Annotated in this window: 15 protein-coding genes; 4 read left to right on the top strand and 11 right to left on the bottom strand. The window is 62.1% G+C overall.

Features of this window, described 5'->3' with window-relative positions; translation table 11 throughout:
* Positions 1-3: 3 nt before the first annotated feature.
* Positions 4-954, bottom strand: coding sequence for a hypothetical protein (locus tag PXK01_RS01965; protein ID WP_274858656.1), 951 nt, complete (start codon positions 952-954; stop codon positions 4-6).
* Positions 955-1134: 180 nt separating this feature from the next.
* Positions 1135-3855: a preprotein translocase subunit SecA gene (gene secA / locus PXK01_RS01960; RefSeq protein WP_274848760.1), complete on the bottom strand. Its 2721-nt coding sequence runs from the start codon at positions 3853-3855 to the stop codon at positions 1135-1137.
* Between the two features lie 179 nt (positions 3856-4034).
* Here secA and PXK01_RS01955 point away from each other — a divergent pair, with 179 nt between their 5' ends.
* From PXK01_RS01955 to mutT, 3 genes are read left to right on the top strand one after another with little or no spacing between them, the layout of a single operon-like run.
* Positions 4035-4886 (top strand): peptidylprolyl isomerase, encoded by an 852-nt coding sequence (locus tag PXK01_RS01955; protein WP_274848761.1) that lies wholly within the window; start codon positions 4035-4037, stop codon positions 4884-4886.
* A gap of 4 nt (positions 4887-4890) precedes the next feature.
* On the top strand, positions 4891-6117 hold the full coding sequence (gene argJ, locus PXK01_RS01950) for a bifunctional glutamate N-acetyltransferase/amino-acid acetyltransferase ArgJ (RefSeq protein ID WP_274858655.1): 1227 nt from the start codon (positions 4891-4893) through the stop codon (positions 6115-6117).
* Positions 6114-6512 carry an 8-oxo-dGTP diphosphatase MutT gene (gene mutT, locus PXK01_RS01945; protein ID WP_274848763.1) on the top strand — a complete coding sequence of 133 codons (399 nt, stop codon included), beginning with the start codon at positions 6114-6116 and terminating at the stop codon, positions 6510-6512. Before argJ ends, mutT begins: the two co-directional genes overlap by 4 nt.
* 512 nt (positions 6513-7024) lie before the next feature.
* On the opposite strand, the gene infB is transcribed toward mutT, so the two are convergent.
* The 6 genes from infB to pip form a co-directional block, all read right to left on the bottom strand.
* Positions 7025-9517 carry a translation initiation factor IF-2 gene (gene infB, locus PXK01_RS01940; RefSeq protein ID WP_274848764.1) on the bottom strand — a complete coding sequence of 831 codons (2493 nt, stop codon included), beginning with the start codon at positions 9515-9517 and terminating at the stop codon, positions 7025-7027.
* An 8-nt stretch (positions 9518-9525) separates the two neighbouring features.
* On the bottom strand, positions 9526-10146 hold the full coding sequence (locus tag PXK01_RS01935) for an RNA-binding protein (RefSeq protein WP_274858654.1): 621 nt from the start codon (positions 10144-10146) through the stop codon (positions 9526-9528).
* A 31-nt stretch (positions 10147-10177) separates the two neighbouring features.
* Complete coding sequence (gene nusA / locus PXK01_RS01930) at positions 10178-11806, bottom strand: transcription termination factor NusA (protein WP_274848766.1); 1629 nt, start codon at positions 11804-11806, stop codon at positions 10178-10180.
* Positions 11806-12423, bottom strand: a complete 618-nt coding sequence (gene rimP, locus PXK01_RS01925; protein WP_274848768.1) for a ribosome maturation factor RimP — start codon at positions 12421-12423, stop codon at positions 11806-11808. The genes nusA and rimP overlap by 1 nt, the downstream gene beginning before the upstream one ends.
* 164 nt (positions 12424-12587) lie before the next feature.
* Positions 12588-13433 carry an ABC transporter substrate-binding protein gene (locus PXK01_RS01920; RefSeq protein WP_274858653.1) on the bottom strand — a complete coding sequence of 282 codons (846 nt, stop codon included), beginning with the start codon at positions 13431-13433 and terminating at the stop codon, positions 12588-12590.
* Positions 13430-14410: a prolyl aminopeptidase gene (pip, locus tag PXK01_RS01915; protein ID WP_274848770.1), complete on the bottom strand. Its 981-nt coding sequence runs from the start codon at positions 14408-14410 to the stop codon at positions 13430-13432. Before pip ends, PXK01_RS01920 begins: the two co-directional genes overlap by 4 nt.
* Positions 14411-14459: 49 nt before the next feature.
* Here pip and ubiG point away from each other — a divergent pair, with 49 nt between their 5' ends.
* Positions 14460-15206 carry a bifunctional 2-polyprenyl-6-hydroxyphenol methylase/3-demethylubiquinol 3-O-methyltransferase UbiG gene (gene ubiG, locus PXK01_RS01910; RefSeq protein ID WP_274858652.1) on the top strand — a complete coding sequence of 249 codons (747 nt, stop codon included), beginning with the start codon at positions 14460-14462 and terminating at the stop codon, positions 15204-15206.
* 331 nt (positions 15207-15537) lie between these two features.
* On the opposite strand, the gene PXK01_RS01905 is transcribed toward ubiG, so the two are convergent.
* The 3 genes from PXK01_RS01905 to grxC are packed head-to-tail and all read right to left on the bottom strand — an operon-like array spanning position 15538 to position 17080.
* Positions 15538-15975 (bottom strand): MarR family winged helix-turn-helix transcriptional regulator, encoded by a 438-nt coding sequence (locus PXK01_RS01905; protein ID WP_274848773.1) that lies wholly within the window; start codon positions 15973-15975, stop codon positions 15538-15540.
* On the bottom strand, positions 15975-16805 hold the full coding sequence (locus PXK01_RS01900; protein ID WP_274858650.1) for a carbon-nitrogen hydrolase family protein: 831 nt from the start codon (positions 16803-16805) through the stop codon (positions 15975-15977). The genes PXK01_RS01905 and PXK01_RS01900 overlap by 1 nt, the downstream gene beginning before the upstream one ends.
* Positions 16806-16822: 17 nt before the next feature.
* Positions 16823-17080 carry a glutaredoxin 3 gene (grxC, locus tag PXK01_RS01895; RefSeq protein ID WP_274848775.1) on the bottom strand — a complete coding sequence of 86 codons (258 nt, stop codon included), beginning with the start codon at positions 17078-17080 and terminating at the stop codon, positions 16823-16825.
* Between the last annotated feature and the right edge of the window lie 62 nt (positions 17081-17142).

The following is a 17142-nucleotide window of genomic DNA, read 5'->3' as shown; positions in this document are numbered from 1 at the left end:
AGATCAGTTGGCGGCGATTTTCAGGTTTTCCAGCAGATTATTCAACACCAGAAAGTCACCCTCGGCGGTGCAATCGGGCATTGCAAGGGTCAGATCCCGTGTGCGCAGCCGTTGATCGTCGCTCGCCGTGCCCAGTGTCAGTACCTGCGCCTCGATATCGCGTCCGCAATTGATCGCGGTGATCTCGGTTTCCACGCTCAGATCGACCGTGCTGCCCTGCTCCGATCCGCGGGCTAGGCTGTAGACCTCGGCCAGGCGCGGCGCGAGTTGATCCGCGTCGCCAAGGCGCAGCATCCGGCCCTGACCGGCCTCCGGATCGGAACCATGCCAGACGTGACCGGCTGCACCATATTCGGCACCGTTTTCGCGGGCGTGGATCTCAAAGCCGCTGTTGCCGCTCCATTGCAGCACGACACGGTCCACCTCGGCCAGATCGGGCACAGGCACCGCGGCGACCTCTGCCTTGCCACCTTCGGGTTCGAGGATGAAAACAGCTGTGGATGCCAGCGCCGGAACCATCTGACGCCAAGCGCCCGCCTCATCCAGGGCCGTGGTGAACATCATGCCATGGTGATGCACCGTCAACCGCGCACCGGCCTGACAGGGGGCCGAGACGGCGATATCGACCATGGCGCCGGGGCGCGCAAGGGCGGTCACCGCAAGCTCACAATCCTCTGCTGCGGCCAGCGTGGCCGGGCCCGGGGTTTCGCCCTGCAGCTCCTGAGCCTCTGCGCGCGGCACCGAGGTCAGCGTGATATTCTCAATCTTGAAAGCGCCGCTTTCAGGTTCCGCCGGCATCTGCAGAGCCTGTACCCCCGAGGCAGCCACGTCGACAGAAGCGATTTGTCCGGGCGCATCCAACGACCGGGGCGAGGCTGACTGCTGCATGAAGAAGCCAATCCCCAAGGCGCAGACCATGGTCGCGCCACTCAATATCAATACTCGCTTGTCCATCGTCACAGGCTCCACCCCCAGAATAGGTTAAGGAACTGTAACAAGCAAAAGGCGGCCAGTTTGTGGCCGCCCGCAGGTGAGATTCAGGCAAAATAAAGAGAATTTTAACGTCTGCGTCCGACCCAATAGACCCGGTCGGACGCCTGTGATTTCATCCCGCCAAGCTGCCGGATTTGCCGATCAGGACAGGCGCCCGTGGCAATGTTTGAACTTCTTGCCGGAGCCGCAGGGGCATTTGTCGTTGCGCGACGGGTTGCCCCAGGTCGCGGGGTCATTCTCGACAAAACCGGGCAGGGGATCCTCAACCGGCTCTCCACCGCCACCGGCAGCAGGAGCGTCACCCGCCGCAGCGGCGGCCATCTGCTGCATCGCGGCCTGACGTGCGGCCATCTCCATCATCATCTGGCGCTGCTCTTCCTCGTTCATCGGGCGCACGCGGCTCAGCTGTTTGGTGACATCTTCGCGCAACGAATCCAGCATGGTCTCAAACAGCTGGAAGCTTTCGTTCTTGTATTCATTGAGCGGATCGCGCTGCGCATAGCCGCGGAAGCCCACGACCGAGCGCAGGTGCTCCAGCGTCAGAAGATGCTCGCGCCACTTGGCGTCAATGGTCTGCAGCAGTACCTGCTTTTCGATCTGACGCATGTTCTCGGGGCCGAAGGCCTCGGTCTTTTCTGCCATCATCGCATCGCTGGCATCTTCCAGCCGTTCGCGGATCTGTTCGTCGTCCACACCTTCTTCGGCGGCCCAATCGGCAACCGGCGCATCGATGGAGAGCCCTTCGGCGACAGCGGCCTGCAGGCCTTCGGTGTCCCACTGATCGGCATAGGTCTTGGGCGGCATATAGGTGTCGATCAGATCAGAGATCACCTCGTGGCGCATGTCCTGCACGATTTCCGACAGGTCTTCGGCGGCCATGATCTCGCGCCGCTGGCCGAAGATCACCTTGCGCTGGTCGTTCATCACATCGTCGAACTTTAGCACGTTCTTGCGCATGTCGAAGTTGCGGCCCTCTACCTTGGCCTGGGCGCGTTCCAGCGATTTATTCACCCAAGGGTGAATGATCGCCTCGCCTTCCTTCATGCCGAGCGAAGACAGAACCTTGTCGAGCCGCTCGGAGCCGAAGATGCGCATCAGGTCGTCTTCGAGGCTGAGGTAGAATCGGGTGCGACCCGGATCGCCCTGACGGCCCGAACGGCCACGCAGCTGGTTGTCGATCCGGCGGCTTTCGTGTCGTTCGGAGGCCATCACGAACAGCCCTCCCGCATCAAGCACCTTCTGTTTCTCTTCCGCGTGCTTGGCTTCTTCCTCGGCGCGCAGGGCGACGGGGTCGGCCTCCGGATTGGCTTCCAGCGCCTCCATCACCTTCATCTCGACGTTGCCGCCCAGCTGAATGTCGGTACCGCGACCGGCCATGTTGGTGGCGATGGTCACCGCACCCAGGCGGCCCGCATCGGCCACGATCTGCGCTTCCTGCTCGTGATGGCGGGCGTTCAGAACGTTATGTTCGATGCCTTCCTGTTTCAAAAGCTGGCTCAGGAGTTCAGATTTCTCGATCGAGGTGGTGCCCAGAAGAACCGGCTGGCCCTTGGCGTGGGCTTTCTTGGTTTCCTCGATCATGGCGCGGTATTTCTCGGCAGCGGTCCGGTAGACCTGATCGTCCTCATCCACCCGGGCGATGGGCCTGTTGGTGGGAACCTCGACCACGCCCAGACCGTAGATCTCGGCAAATTCCTCGGCCTCTGTCATGGCGGTGCCGGTCATGCCGGACAGGCGGTCATAAAGGCGGAAGTAGTTCTGGAAGGTAACCGAGGCCAGAGTGGTGTTCTCGGGCTGGATCTGCACCTCTTCCTTGGCTTCGATTGCCTGGTGCAGACCTTCGGACAGGCGGCGGCCCGCCATCATCCGGCCGGTGAATTCGTCGATCAGCACCACCTCGCCATCGCGTACGATGTAATCCTTGTCGCGCTGGAACAGCTTGTGCGCGCGCAGGGCCTGGTTGACGTGGTGCACCACGGTGGTGCTTTCGGGATCGTAGAGCGAGGCACCCTCGTCCAGCAGACCGTGTTCGATCAGCTTCTGCTCAAGATACTCGTTGCCCTCTTCGGTGAAGGTCACACCGCGGGTCTTCTCGTCCAGCTCAAAATGCTCGTCGCTCAGGAGCGGAATCACCTTGTCGATGGTCGAGTAGAGCTCCGAGCGATCCTCGGCAGGGCCGGAGATGATCAGCGGCGTGCGGGCCTCGTCGATCAGGATCGAGTCGACCTCGTCGACGATGGCAAAGTTGTGCTGCTTCTGGAACACCTGGTCCAGGCTCGGCTTCATGTTGTCGCGCAGGTAGTCAAAGCCAAGTTCGTTGTTGGTGGCATAGGTCACGTCGGACTGGTAGGCCGCCATCTTCTGATCGTCGGGCTGGCCGGACCAGATCACGCCGGTGGTCATGCCCAGCTGTTCGAAGACCTTGCCCATCCATTCGCTGTCGCGCTTGGCCAGGTATTCGTTCACGGTGACCACATGCACGCCCTTGCCGGTCAGCGCATTGAGGTAGGCGGGGAAGGTCGCAACCAATGTCTTGCCTTCACCCGTCTTCATCTCGGCGATATTGCCCTGATGCAGGAAGACACCGCCCATCAGCTGGGTGTCAAAGGCCCGCAGGCCCAAAGCACGACGCGCCCCTTCGCGCACGTTGGCAAAGGCTTCGGGCAACAGTGCATCCAGGGGTTCACCGTCCAGCGCGCGCTTGCGCAGCTCTGCGGTCTTCTCGATGAGGCCCTCATCGCTGAGCTTCTCGAACTCGGGTTCCAGCGCGTTGATCTGTGCGATCAGCGGCCGCGTCGCCTTGACTTTTCGGTCGTTCGGTGTGCCGAAAATCTTTTTGGCGAGTGTTCCGATACCCAGCATGTGCTCTCCAACAGTCCTGTCATGGCTTCCGTTCTCAGGCAGGCTTGCCCGCCCTGCCCGCAACCCATAAACAAAGGTGGAAACGACGGTGCTGCCCAATAGCCCCTAGGCGATGTAAGCGGCAGCCATTTAAGTGTCAACGCCGCGCCATGCTGCGGCCCGGGAATAGGAAGAATTCAATGCTGAAAGGTCTCACTTTTCTGCGAGGCGCCGCGACGGTGGCCCTGATGGCCCTGGCCGCACCCGCGCTCGCGGCACCCCATGCCAATACGGTGGTGGCTTCGGTCAATGGCGAAGAGATCACCCTGGGCCATATGATCATGGCGCGCGAGAACCTGCCGCAGCAGTACAAGCAACTGCCCGACGAGGTGCTCTACAACGCGATTCTCGATCAGCTGATCCAGCAGACCGCGCTGAAACAGCAGCTCAATGGCGAGGTGCCCCATTATGTGCAGCTCTCGGTCGAGAACGAATCCCGCGCCCTTCTGGCCGCCGATGTGATCGAAACCGTGATGGCGAATGCCGCTGGTGAAGAAGCGCTGCGCGCGGCCTATGACCGCAAGTATTCCACCGGCAACGGCGGCGATGAATTCCACGCCGCGCATATCCTGCTGGAAACCGAGGAAGAAGCGCGGGAAATCAAGGAAGAGCTAGACGACGGCGCCGATTTCGCCACCATGGCCAAGGCGCATTCCACCGGCCCCTCCGGCCCCAGCGGCGGCGATCTGGGCTGGTTTGGCCTTGGCAGCATGGTCCCCGAATTCGAAGAGGCGCTGCTGGCCATGCGCTCGGGTCAGATTTCCAACCCGGTACAGACTCAATTCGGCTGGCATGTGATTCTGCTGCGCGAGCGACGCAAATCCGCCGCCCCCAGCTTTGACGAGGTGCGCGGCGAGTTGGAACAGGAACTACGCACCCGCGCGGTCGAGGATCGCGTCAACGATTTGACCGCAGCCGCCAACATCCAGCGCCCGGAAATCGAAGACCTGGACGTGTCGATCATCAAAGATCTCAGCCTGGTAAGGAACTGATCCAATGGCAAAATCCATGCCCGTCTCACCGCTTGCTCCGGCGGCATTTCCCGATCTGCCCCTGGTCAAGGGCGTGCGTTTTGCCACCGCCGCGGCAGGCGTCAAGTATAAGGACCGCACCGATGTGATGCTGGCCGTTTTGGATCCGGGCGCGGCGGTTGCGGGCGTCTTCACCCGCTCCAAAACGCGGTCCGCACCGGTGCGGGACTGTCAGGCAAAGCTGGGCGGAGATACCGCAGGCGCTGCCGCCATTCTGGTCAACTCCGGCAACTCGAACGCCTTTACCGGCCACTATGGGCAGACTTCGGTGGCCGAAATCGTCGCCTCGGTCAGCAAGATCACCGGCGCGCCCCAATCGCGCGTCTTTACCGCATCAACCGGTGTCATCGGCGAACCGCTGCCGCATGAGCGGATCGTCGCAAAGATCGCCGAGCTGAACGACGGGCTGGACGAAAACGCTGTGGAACGCGCTGCCGCCGCCATCATGACCACCGACACCTTTGCCAAGGGCGCCGGTGCCACGGTCACCATCAACGGAAAGACCGTGAACATCGCCGGAATCGCCAAAGGCTCCGGCATGATTGCCCCCGATATGGCCACCATGCTGGTCTATATCTTCACCGATGCCCAGGTCGAACAAGCCGCCCTGCAGGCGCAGCTGGCAGAGATCTGCAACAGCAGCTTCAACTGCATCACCGTGGACAGCGACACATCGACCTCGGACAGCCTGATGCTCTGCGCCACGGGGGCCTCTGGCGTGGACGCCACCGGCAACGCGGAATTCGCGCAGGCGCTGGAAGCCGTGATGATGGATCTGGCCCACCAGGTGGTGCGCGATGGCGAAGGCGCCACCAAGTTTGTCGAAATCCAGATCACCGGGGCCGTTTCCGATGCCGAGGCCAAGGTGCACGGCATGGCGATTGCCAACTCTCCGCTGGTCAAGACCGCCATCGCGGGTGAAGATCCGAACTGGGGACGCGTGGTGATGGCAATCGGCAAATCCGGTGCCGAGGCCGACCGGGACCGCCTGTCGATCTCCTTCGGCGATGTGCTGGTGGCCGAAAAGGGCTGGGTGGCCTCCTCCTACAAGGAAGAAGACGGTGCGGCCCAGATGAAGCAGGACGAGATCACCATCAAGGTCGATCTTGGCCTGGGGGACGGCTCCGCGACCGTCTGGACCTGCGATCTGACCCATCAGTACATCACCATCAACGCGGATTACCGGTCATGAAAACCATCCTCGTCTCAGCGGTCGCGCTGATCGACGTTGAAGGGCGGATCCTGCTGGCGCAGCGCCCTGAAGGCAAATCCATGGCCGGCCTGTGGGAATTTCCCGGTGGCAAGGTCGAAGCCGGGGAAACGCCGGAGGTAGCCCTGATCCGCGAGCTGGAAGAGGAACTGGGGATCAACACCTGGGCCTCTTGCCTGGCGCCCCTGACCTTTGCCAGCCACAGCTATGATGACTTCCATCTGCTGATGCCGCTGTTTGCCTGCCGCAAATGGGAGGGCATTCCCCAGGCCCGCGAAGGCCAGGTGCTGAAATGGGCGCGGCCGCAGGAGTTGCGCGACTATCCGATGCCGCCAGCAGACATTCCCCTGATCCCGATCCTGCGGGACTGGTTGTAAGGGGAACCACCGCAACACTTGCGACATGTCACGTTTTGATACCTGATCTTGGGTGATTTTACGATAGAAACACTAGCATTGGTGGGTTTCGCAGATGTTTGGCAATAGTTTGTTAACCAATTTGTCAAAAAATGGTCACACTATCGCGCAGTGAACCTCTCTCAACGTCTCCCTGAAGAAGGACCAGGGCTGCAACGGACCTGAATTTGGCAGAACCATCCTGGTCCGGGGCAGTTTCATACAGGCACATCACTTCCTACCGTGGCGGGGCAATATTATTCAGCCCCCCGGTTTCCTCCACGTCCACGGCACTACGAAGACCAACCACTCACGAGAAAGAGGGCAGCCTATCGGCTGCCCTCGACTCGTTTGAAAGGGGCGCTTTCACGGCAGGGACGCCGCCGCCCTTCGCCATCGCTGCAAAACCCGGGAAGCCCCCCTCCTGCCACATGAAAAAGCCCCGGACCATAGGTCCGGGGCTTTCTCTATCAGGTTGAACGCGTCGGGCGCGATCAGTCGAGCTGGCGGGCGACTTCCTGACGCTCGAAAATCTCGATGACATCGCCTGCGCGGATATCTTCGTAGTTCTCGAAGGCCATGCCGCATTCCTGACCGGACTGAACCTCGGACACTTCGTCCTTGAAACGCTTCAGCGTCTTCAGCGTGCCTTCGTGGATCACCACGTTGTCACGCAGCAGGCGCACACCGGCCGAGCGGCGGGCAACACCTTCGGTGACCAGACAGCCGGCGACCTTGCCGACGTTGGAAACCTTGAAGACGTCCTTGATCGTGGCGTAACCGATGAAGTTTTCCTTGATCTCGGCCGACAGCAGGCCAGAGGCCGCCGCCTTCACATCGTCCACCAGGTCATAGATCACCGAGTAATAGCGGATCTCCACGCCCTTCTGGTTGGCGGTATTGCGGGCCGAGGCATTGGCACGCACGTTGAAGCCAAAGACCGGCGCACCGGAGGCTTCGGCGAGGCCGATATCGGTTTCGGTGATGGCGCCGACGCCCGAGTGCAGCACGCGCACACGCACCTCGTCGTTGCCGATCTTCTCCATCGCCTGCACGATCGCCTCGGCAGACCCCTGCACGTCAGCCTTCACCAGGATCGGCAGCTCGGATACGTTCTCGTCTTCCTTGGCCTTGGCCATCAGCTGTTCCAGCGTGGTCGCGGCACCGGCGGCAGCGCGCTTGTCCTTGGCGGCCTGCTCACGGTAGGCGGCGATCTCGCGCGCCTGGGCTTCGGTCTCGGTCACGTTCAGCACATCGCCCGCTTCGGGGGTACCATTGAGACCGAGAACCTCGACCGGAACCGAGGGGCCGGCTTCCTTGACGCGATCACCCTTGTCGTTGATCAGCGCACGGACCTTACCGTATTGCTCTCCCACGACGAAGATATCGCCCTGGCGCAGGGTGCCGTTCTGAACCAGAACGGTGGCAACCGGGCCACGGCCCACATCCAGCTGCGCCTCGATCACGGCACCTTGGGCGGCGCGGTCGGGGTTGGCCTTCAGTTCCAGGATTTCCGCCTGCAGCGCGATGGCTTCGAGCAGCTCGTCCAGACCCTGGCCGGTATGGGCAGAGACTTCCACGTCCTGCACTTCACCGGACATGGCTTCCACGATCACCTCGTGCTGCAGCAGTTCGGCGCGCACCTTGTTGGCGTCGGCTGCCGGTTTGTCGATCTTGTTGATCGCCACGATCATCGGCACTTCGGCGGCCTTGGCGTGGTTGATCGCCTCGATGGTCTGCGGCATGACCGAGTCATCGGCTGCCACAACCAGAACAACGATATCCGTCACCTGAGCACCGCGCGAGCGCATCGAGGTAAAGGCCGCGTGGCCCGGTGTGTCGAGGAAGGTCAGCGTGGTGCCGCCCTCGGTCTTCACCTGATAGGCACCGATGTGCTGGGTGATGCCGCCGGCCTCGCCTGCCACGACGCGCGCATCGCGGATCGCATCCAGCAGCGAGGTCTTGCCGTGGTCGACGTGGCCCATGATGGTGATCACCGGCGGACGCGGCTGCAGGTCCTCTTCCTTGTCTTCGACCTCCTTGATGACGTCCTCGACGTCGGAGTCGGACACACGGACAACCTTGTGGCCAAATTCTTCGATGATCAGTTCAGCTGTGTCAGCGTCGATGGACTGGTTCTGCGTGACCATCATGCCCATCTGCATGAGCGATTTCACAACATCGCCAACACGTTCCGCCATGCGGTTCGCCAGTTCGGAGACCACGATGGTTTCCGGCAGCTGAACGTCGCGGATCACCTTTTCACGCTCGACCGAGCCACCCATCGCCTTCTGACGCGCACGCTCCTGCTTGCGCTTCATCGCGGCCATGGAGCGTTGACGCCCGCCTTCGCCAGTGGCCTGGCCCAGGGTCAGCTTGCCCGAACGGCGGCCTTCGTCGCGGCCCTTGCCGCCACGGCCGCGCTCTTCGCGCTCGCGGTCCGCTTTGCGCGGCGCGGGCTGAACGCCACCCTTGGGCGCACCACGACCGGCACCGGCGCCTGCGGGTTTCGCCTTGGCCGGTTCCTCGGCAGGTGCGGCAGCAGCACGCTTGGCCGCTTCTTCGGCTTCGCGGCGCTTGCGCTCTTCCTCTTCGGCCTTTTGACGGGCTTTTTCCTCGGCTTCGCGCTGTTCGCGTTCCTTGGCTTCCTGTTCGGCGCGGCGGCGCTCACGCTCTTCGGCGCGGGCCTTTTCCTCGGCCTCGCGCTGCGCCGCCTCTTCGGCCTCGCGGGCCTTGGCGGCCTGCAGCGCCTTCAGGCGGCGGGCCATTTCCGCATCGGTGATGCCAGCAGGGCGACGCGAACCATCGGTCGCAGGAGAGGAACCGCTGCCCCCCTTACCCGCACCCGGCTTGGGAACCACAACGCGCTTGCGCTTGGTTTCCACCACGACATTCTTGGTCCGCCCATGGCTGAAGCTCTGTTTCACGTTCCCAGGCCGGGAACCGCCACGCAAACCCAACGTCTTTTTGCCGTCACTATCGCTCATAAAGCTCTTTATCCTTCCGTGCGGCCCTTGCCGCCCACCATTTCGCGCAAACCCTGCAATCGTTGCGCTTCCTCTACAACACGTTTGCTGAGTCCACCAGAGGCAAGCGCCGCATGTATCACAGTTTGACGCCCAAATGCCATCCCCAGCTCATCCGCAGAGAGGCAACCGATGTATTTTCCCCGGTGGGGCGTACTCAGTTTCGATTTACCGCGCCCGGATCCATCGGACGCCTGAATCAGAACGGATGCCTCTTCCTTTAGCAGCCAATCCTTGACTTTTTCATAGCCGCCGACCGCATCGCCCGACTTGCGCGCCAGGCTGATCAGATCGACGAGACGACGCAGAACCTGACGCTCCACCTCGTCCACCAGCCCTTCGGGAACCTGCACCTGGGCCTTGAACCCACGGGCGAAGAGCTTTTTCTTGACCGCCGTTTCTAGGGCGGCGCGGCTCGCCGTCACGTAAACGCCGCGACCGGGCAGTTTACCCAGCACATCGGCAACCACCTGACCATCCGGACCCAGCACAAAGCGGATGAGACCCTGTTTCGGTTGGATCTCACCTGTTGCAATGCACTTGCGCTCCGGACCGTCCGAGCGGTCTTTTGCGGCGCCTCCACGAGCCATTCAGTCTCTCCTTTTCAGAAAGCCGCCGGGATCAGGCCCCGGCGCCCTCCTCTTCGGATTCCTCGCCTTCGACGTCTTCTTCAGAGACTTCCGGCTCCAGCTCGGCGGGGTCCACCCAGCCCAAGAGAACGCGGGCGGTCATCACCATATCCTGGGCTTCTTCCAGCGACATGCCGAAGGGTTCCAGGATACCGTCGTCCTTGATGCGCTCGCCGCCATCGGTGGTCCAGCCACCGGCCAGTTCCCAGTCGGCGCAGGTGGCAAAGTCCTCAAGCGACAGGATGCCATCCTTGGCCAGCGCCTCCACCATCTGGGGTGTGAGACCATCAAAGTCAATGAGGCTGTCCTCGGCGCCCAATGCACGGGCGGCATCGATGGCGGCCTTGGCCTGTGCTTCAAGGTAGTCGCGGGCGCGGGCCTGCAGCTCCTCGGCGGTGCCTTCGTCGACACCATCGATGACCAAGAGTTCGTCCAGCTCGACGTAGCCGACCTCTTCGAGGTTGGTGAAGCCTTCGGAGACCAGCAACTGGGCAAAGAACTCGTCCAGATCCAGGGTTTCCATGAACAGCGCGGTGCGGGCCTCGAATTCCTTCTGGCGGCGCGCCGATTCCTCTTCCTCGGTCATGATGTCGATGTCGAGACCGGTCAGTTGCGACGCCAGGCGCACGTTCTGACCGCGGCGGCCGATGGCAAGGCTCAGCTGTTCCTCGGGGACGACGACCTCGATCTTGCCGGCCTCTTCGTCCAGAACCACCTTGGTGACTTCTGCGGGCTGCAGCGCGTTCACCAGGAAAGTCGGCTGGTCTTCGTTCCACGGGATGATGTCGATCTTTTCACCCTGCAGCTCGTTCACCACGGCCTGCACACGGCTGCCGCGCATACCGACACAGGCGCCGACGGGGTCGATGGAACCATCATAGGAAATCACGGCGATCTTGGCGCGCGAACCGGGATCCCGGGCCACAGCCTTGATCTCGATGATGCCGTCATAGATTTCCGGCACTTCCATCTTGAACAGCTCGGCCATGAATTCCGGCGCGGTGCGGCTGAGGAAGATCTGCGGGCCGCGCGGCTCGCGGCGCACGTCCTTGATGTAGCAGCGGATGCGGTCGTTCGGGCGGTAGCTTTCGCGGCCGATCTTTTCGTTGCGGCGCAGAATCGCTTCGCCCGCACCCACATCGACGATGACGTTGCCGAATTCCTCGCGCTTGACGAGACCGTTGATGATGGAGCCCGCGCGGTCCTTGAATTCCTCGTACTGGCGGTCACGCTCTGCTTCGCGCACCTTCTGCAGGATCACCTGCTTGGCCGACTGTGCCGCGATGCGGCCCATTTCCACCGGCGGAACCTCTTCCACATAGGTGTCGCCCACCGCTGGGTTTTCCATGTACTGCTTGGCCTGCTCGACGGTCATCTCGGCCTGGTAGTTCTCCAGGTCCTCATCCGCAACGACCGAACGCACGCGGGTGAAGGTCGCCTTGCCGGTCTTGCGGTCGATGGACACGCGGATGTCCATCTCGCTGCCGTAGCGGCTCTTGGCCGCCCGGGCGAGGCTTTCTTCCATGGCTTCGACCACCAGGCCGGGGTCGATCATTTTTTCGCGCGCCACGGCTTCGGCGGTTTGCAACAGCTCAAGCTGGTTTGCAGAGGTGATGGCCATTACTTGTTCTCCTCTTCGGACCCTTCGGTCACCTCGCCCTCAAGGGGCGTATCTTCGATAACGTCGTCAAAAGCGTCTTCGTTCAGCGTGCCGGCGGCCTTGCGCTGGCGCAGCATTTCCTTGATCAGATCGTCGGTCAGCACCAGCTTGGCATCGCTCAGCCAGTCGAATTTCAGACCGATGGTCACGGTTTCGCCGTGTTCCTCGATATTGATCAGAACCTCGTCATCCTCGATCCCGGCCAACTCCCCCTTGAAGCGGCGGCGTCCGTCGATCAGCTCGGCGGTTTCCAGCTTGGCCTCGTAGCCTTCGAACATATCGAAGTCCTTGAGGCGCGTCAGGGGACGGTCGATGCCGGGGCTGGAAACTTCCAGCGCATAGGCATCCAGGATCGGGTCTTCGACATCCAGCACGGCGCTGACCGCATTCGAGATCTCGGCGCAATCATCCACCTCGATGCCGCCATCGGGCTTGTCGGCCATGATCTGCAGGGTCGTCGTCTTGCCGGACATCAGCCGGATGCGGACCAGCTCATAGCCCATATCCTCGATCACCGGGGTGATGATCTCGGCAAGGCGGCGGTCAATCGCGGCTTTGGCAATCAGGTCGTTGGTCATTCGGCTTCCAGCTGTCTTTCAGACACAAAAAAACGGGCGCGCGGCCCGTTGAAATTTCCGGTGGAGCTTTGGACCAGAGCCCAACGCGCCGCTGTTGTGCAAGGCATATACGCGTGATGGGGCGAATCTGCAAGGAGAAGTTCAGAAACCGCCCAGCGCCCGGCTCAGATCCGCCACCAGCGTTCGGCAATCCGGCCGTCATCCAGGGCTGTGCGGCAGCCAACGGTGCGGGGAATGCCCACGTCAGAGCGCGCCGCCAGCGCCATGTCGCTGGCCGAGGGATGATACAGGAAGCCGCCCTTTTCGATCAGCCCTTCGGGTGCGGGCAGGGCCGCCACATCCACATAGCCATCGCGCAGGGCCTCGGCGCGCACCGCGGCGTCGGGGATCACGATCACCTCGATGCTTTCTACCCAGCCCGCCTGGCCGGTCTTGTAATGGTCCGCAACCTTGGCGGCACGGAAGTGCCGTCCGTCCTGCGCGCGTTCCACCCGGTAGCAGCCAGTGCCCACCGCCTGCGCCAGCGGCAGATCGCGCTGCCCCGCCGGGGCAATCACCAGTTCGGGATTGGCCAGCAGGTAAGGCAGATGCGGGTTTGCGGCCTGCAGCTGGATCTCGATCCGGTGGTCAGCGATCTGCTGCACCAGCGCAACCTCGGCGCCGTCGATGCCGCGTCCACTCAGCGAGGCGACCACATCAGCAGCCGTCATGGCCGCGTCATCATGAAACCGCACGTCGCTGCGCAGATCAAAGGACCATGTCCGGGCATCCTCGCTGCTGTGCCAGCTCTCGGCCAACTCGGCCCGCAAGACACCATCCGGCGCGATCTCGGTCAGCGTATCGAACACCGCCCCGCGCGCCACCTGCTCCATCAGCCCATCCTGACGCGGCACCGCCAGACGCAGCACGCCACCCGACCGGGGCGCCGCCGCCAGCGAGGTTCCCGTGGCCGCCAGCAAAGCGGCAGCCGCACCAGAGGTGAACAGCGCGCGGCGGTCGATACGGGTCATGGCAACAACTCCTCGGCAATCCGGTCCATCGTGCGCACCAGTTCGGCGCTGATTCCCGGCTCTGACAAGGCATGCCCTGCATTGCGGATCATTTTCAACTCTGCATTTGGCCACAGTTCGTTCAGGCGCCAGGCCGAGGTCGGCGGGCAGATCATGTCATAACGTCCCTGAACGATGACCCCGGGGATATGCGAAATCCGCCCCATATTGGCGAGGATCTGACCGTCGAAATCCAGGAAGCCGCCATTGATGAAATAGTGATTCTCCAGCCGGGCAAAAGCGCGGGCATAATCACCGGGGCTTTCGCCGCCATGGCCGTTGGAATGGACCGAGGCCAGCGCGTTCTCCCAGGCCGACCAGGCCCGGCCAAAGCGGATTTCCTCGCTCACGTCGCCAGAGAACAGCCGCCGGTTATAGGCCGCGATCATGTCGCCGCGTTCCGCATCGGGGATCAACGAGACAAAGCGCTGCCAGGTTTCCGGCCAGAACCGACCCGCGCCACCACCATAGAACCAGTCCAGCTCACCTTTGGTCATCAGGAAGACGCCGCGCAGAATCATCCGCTGTACCCGGTCCGGGTGGGTCTGCGCATAGATCAACGCCAGCGTCGCGCCCCAGCTGCCGCCGAACAACAGCCATGTGTCGATCTCCAGCGCGCGCCGGATCTCTTCCATATCGGCCACCAGATGCCAGGTCGTGTTGTTCTCGCAAGAGGCATGCGGGCGCGAGCGGCCACAGCCGCGCTGATCAAAGAGAATCACCCGGTAGACCTTGGGATCGAAATAGCGCCGCATCGCCGGGCTGCTGCCGCCACCCGGCCCGCCGTGGCAAACCACCACGGGGATGCCATCGGGGTTGCCGGATTGCTCTACATAGATGCTGTGGCCCTGCCCAACATCCAGCATACGCTGGTCGAAGGCATCGACCGGAGGAAAAAGATACTGCACTGCGCGCTTTTGGTCCGAGTATTTGTCCATTACTGACCTAACTAGTCTTATCGGTACAAAAGAACACACGGAGACAGGAATGCAAGCGCCTCAGTCCACGGTAGATCCGTCCGAAATCGCCAAATTCGAAGCAATGGCCGCGGAATGGTGGGATCCGAATGGCAAGTTCAAGCCGCTCCATATGCTCAATCCCTGCCGCCTGGACTATATCACCAGCCAGATCGCGGGCGAATTTGGCCGGGACTTGACGCAGCCGGCCCCTTTCAAGGGGCTGCGTTTGCTGGACATCGGCTGTGGCGGCGGGCTGTTGTCGGAACCCATGGCGCGATTGGGCGCCGAGGTGGTGGGCGCCGATGCCGCCGCCGGGAACCTGCCGGTGGCCCGTATTCACGCCGAACAATCCGGTCTTGAGATCGATTATCGCCACACCACAGCCGAGGCGCTTGCCGAGGCGGGCGAACAGTTCGACGTGGTCCTGAACATGGAAGTTGTGGAACATGTGGCCGACCCCTTGAGCTATCTGACGGCCACGCAAGAGCTGCTGAAACCGGGCGGCCTGCAGATCTGTTCGACCATCAACCGCAATCCCAAAAGCTACATGATGGCGATCTTCGGCGCCGAGGTGGTGATGCGCTGGTTGCCACGCGGCACCCATGAATGGCACAAGTTCATCACCCCGGACGAATTGTTCGACCTCCTGCGCAAGGCAGGGCTGGATCCAGTGGACCGCAAGGGGTTCGTCTTCAACCCAGTCACCTGGGGCTGGTCGATTTCTCCACGGGATCTGTCGGTCAACTACGTCACCGCCAGCGTGAAACCCGGCTAAAGCTCAGAAAAGAATGGCCCCAGAACCCCAATCCTATACGAAAGGATAGGCCTCTATCCTTTTAGGTGCCTTGGCCCGCAGGGCTGAATGACGTATTCACTGACCGTTCGGTTGGATTTACCAGCTGGCGCCGGGCACAGGCCCAGAACCGAGTGAATGCTGTCCCGTTGGTTTTTCGACGTTTCCTGCAAAGACGCGTCACCACTCACGGACCCGGACGGGATGAATAGAGAAAGGGACGCCTTGGCTGAGGCGTCCCTTTTTTCTTGTCCCGTCTTCGTGCCACAGCGCCCATCGCGTGTCACACACATCACCAAGGCCAATGCGCCGATCAATCGTCTTCCAGCTTGGCGCGCAGCTCTCTCAGGATCGGAAGAGCCGCACGGACGCGGTCGCCACCCAGTTCTTCCACCACTTCGGAGATCACCGGCACGATACTGGCCAAAGCCGCATCGCGGGCCTGACGGCCGGCGGGGCTGATCGCCACCATCTTTCGGCGGGCATCGTCCCAGTCGGGACGGATGTGCACATATCCCGCCACTTCAAGCTTGTTCAGCGTATTGGTCATGGCGCCGCGGGTGACGTGGAAGGCCTTGGCCAATTGTGCAGGCGACCGCTCCAGCCCGGCACGCGCCAGATGGTTCAGCACTGAGAAATGCGACAGTTCCATTCCCTTGGGCAAGGCCTTGCCCAGCCGTGACTTGGCCAGTTGTTCGGCCATCAGGATTTCGCTGAACAGCGAAACGGCCAGGGCATGTGATTCTTCCATCAGGGTCCGTCGAACTCTCGGTCATGGGTGAGCGCAGGAACACGTTTGCGTGCTTGTGCCACTTTTCCCATGTCGAGATCAACGCAGACAATCCCCGGGTCGGTACCCGCATCAGCCAGGATCTCTCCCCAGGGCGCAACGATCAATGAATGCCCATAAGTGCGGCGCGTGGCCCCCCGGCTGGCCTTGTGGGTGCCGGTCTGAGCAGGCGCCAGAACATAGCAGCCCGTCTCGATCGCGCGGGCCTGCAATAGCGCATGCCAATGGGCCGCGCCGGTCACATGCGAAAACGCCGCCGGAGCGGTCAGGATCTGCGCCCCGCCCTTTGCCAGCGCCCGGTGAAGATGGGGAAAGCGCACATCGTAGCAGATGGTCATCCCGATCCTGGCAAAGGGCGTATCCGCCACAACCGCGCGGGTGCCGGGACGATAGCCATCGGATTCCCGGTAGGTTTCCTCAGGCGTGACCTCCACATCGAACATGTGGATCTTGTCATAGCGCGCGGTGACCGCGCCATCGGGCGAGATCAGGAACTGGCGATTGGCGAACCGGCCATCCGCATCATGGGTTTTCACCCCAAGCGAGCCGATCAACAGCCAGACGCCGTGCTTTGCCGCTTCTTCGCGCAGGGCGGCAAGGGTCGGGTCGTCTTCCTCGTGGCACAGGACAGCCTTCTGATGGCTGCGGCTGGTCGACAGGCAATTGGTGACCTCGGGGGTCAATATGAACCCCGCCCCTTTTGCCACGGCGTCGCCCATCATCCGCCGCACCGTGTCCAGGTTCTCGGCGGGATCGTCGCTTGATGTCATCTGCAGCAGCGCGGCGCGCATGGGGCGGGTCTCCTGGGTCAGTCGGCCAGAAGCGCGTCCAGTTTACCGGCCTGCTCCAGCGCATAAAGATCGTCACAGCCGCCCACATGGGTCTCTCCGATGAAGATCTGCGGCACGGTGCGGCCCCCGTTTGCACGCTGGATCATCTCGGGTTTGCGGCCGGGGTTCATCATAACGTCGACCTCGGAAAAGGTCACACCCTTCTGTTTCAAAAGCCGTTTTGCAGCGTGGCAAAAGCCGCACAGGGGCGAGGTGTAGATTTCCACCGGTTTCATAGAGGTCTCCAAAACATTCCGATTTTCGCGTTTGTCGGCGATATGGGGACGCAATGCAATCA

The organism is Phaeobacter sp. PT47_59, assembly GCF_028890025.1.
Lineage (GTDB): Bacteria > Pseudomonadota > Alphaproteobacteria > Rhodobacterales > Rhodobacteraceae > Phycobacter.
Note: the sequence above shows the minus strand (reverse complement) of the source record. Positions and strands in the feature narration are given on the sequence as shown.

Excerpts from the sequence above, each read along its gene's own strand:
- argJ (WP_274858655.1), top strand. The coding sequence starts at position 4,891 with ATGGCAAAATCCATGCCCGTCTCACCGCTTGCTCCGGCGGCATTTCCC.
- mutT (WP_274848763.1), top strand. The coding sequence starts at position 6,114 with ATGAAAACCATCCTCGTCTCAGCGGTCGCGCTGATCGACGTTGAAGGG.
- grxC (WP_274848775.1), bottom strand. The coding sequence starts at position 17,080 with ATGAAACCGGTGGAAATCTACACCTCGCCCCTGTGCGGCTTTTGCCAC.
- PXK01_RS01920 (WP_274858653.1), bottom strand. The coding sequence starts at position 13,433 with ATGACCCGTATCGACCGCCGCGCGCTGTTCACCTCTGGTGCGGCTGCC.
- pip (WP_274848770.1), bottom strand. The coding sequence starts at position 14,410 with ATGGACAAATACTCGGACCAAAAGCGCGCAGTGCAGTATCTTTTTCCT.
- nusA (WP_274848766.1), bottom strand. The coding sequence starts at position 11,806 with ATGGCCATCACCTCTGCAAACCAGCTTGAGCTGTTGCAAACCGCCGAA.
- infB (WP_274848764.1), bottom strand. The coding sequence starts at position 9,517 with ATGAGCGATAGTGACGGCAAAAAGACGTTGGGTTTGCGTGGCGGTTCC.
- PXK01_RS01935 (WP_274858654.1), bottom strand. The coding sequence starts at position 10,146 with ATGGCTCGTGGAGGCGCCGCAAAAGACCGCTCGGACGGTCCGGAGCGC.
- PXK01_RS01900 (WP_274858650.1), bottom strand. The coding sequence starts at position 16,805 with ATGCGCGCCGCGCTGCTGCAGATGACATCAAGCGACGATCCCGCCGAG.
- PXK01_RS01905 (WP_274848773.1), bottom strand. The coding sequence starts at position 15,975 with ATGGAAGAATCACATGCCCTGGCCGTTTCGCTGTTCAGCGAAATCCTG.
- PXK01_RS01955 (WP_274848761.1), top strand. The coding sequence starts at position 4,035 with ATGCTGAAAGGTCTCACTTTTCTGCGAGGCGCCGCGACGGTGGCCCTG.
- ubiG (WP_274858652.1), top strand. The coding sequence starts at position 14,460 with ATGCAAGCGCCTCAGTCCACGGTAGATCCGTCCGAAATCGCCAAATTC.
- rimP (WP_274848768.1), bottom strand. The coding sequence starts at position 12,423 with ATGACCAACGACCTGATTGCCAAAGCCGCGATTGACCGCCGCCTTGCC.
- PXK01_RS01965 (WP_274858656.1), bottom strand. The coding sequence starts at position 954 with ATGGACAAGCGAGTATTGATATTGAGTGGCGCGACCATGGTCTGCGCC.
- secA (WP_274848760.1), bottom strand. The coding sequence starts at position 3,855 with ATGCTGGGTATCGGAACACTCGCCAAAAAGATTTTCGGCACACCGAAC.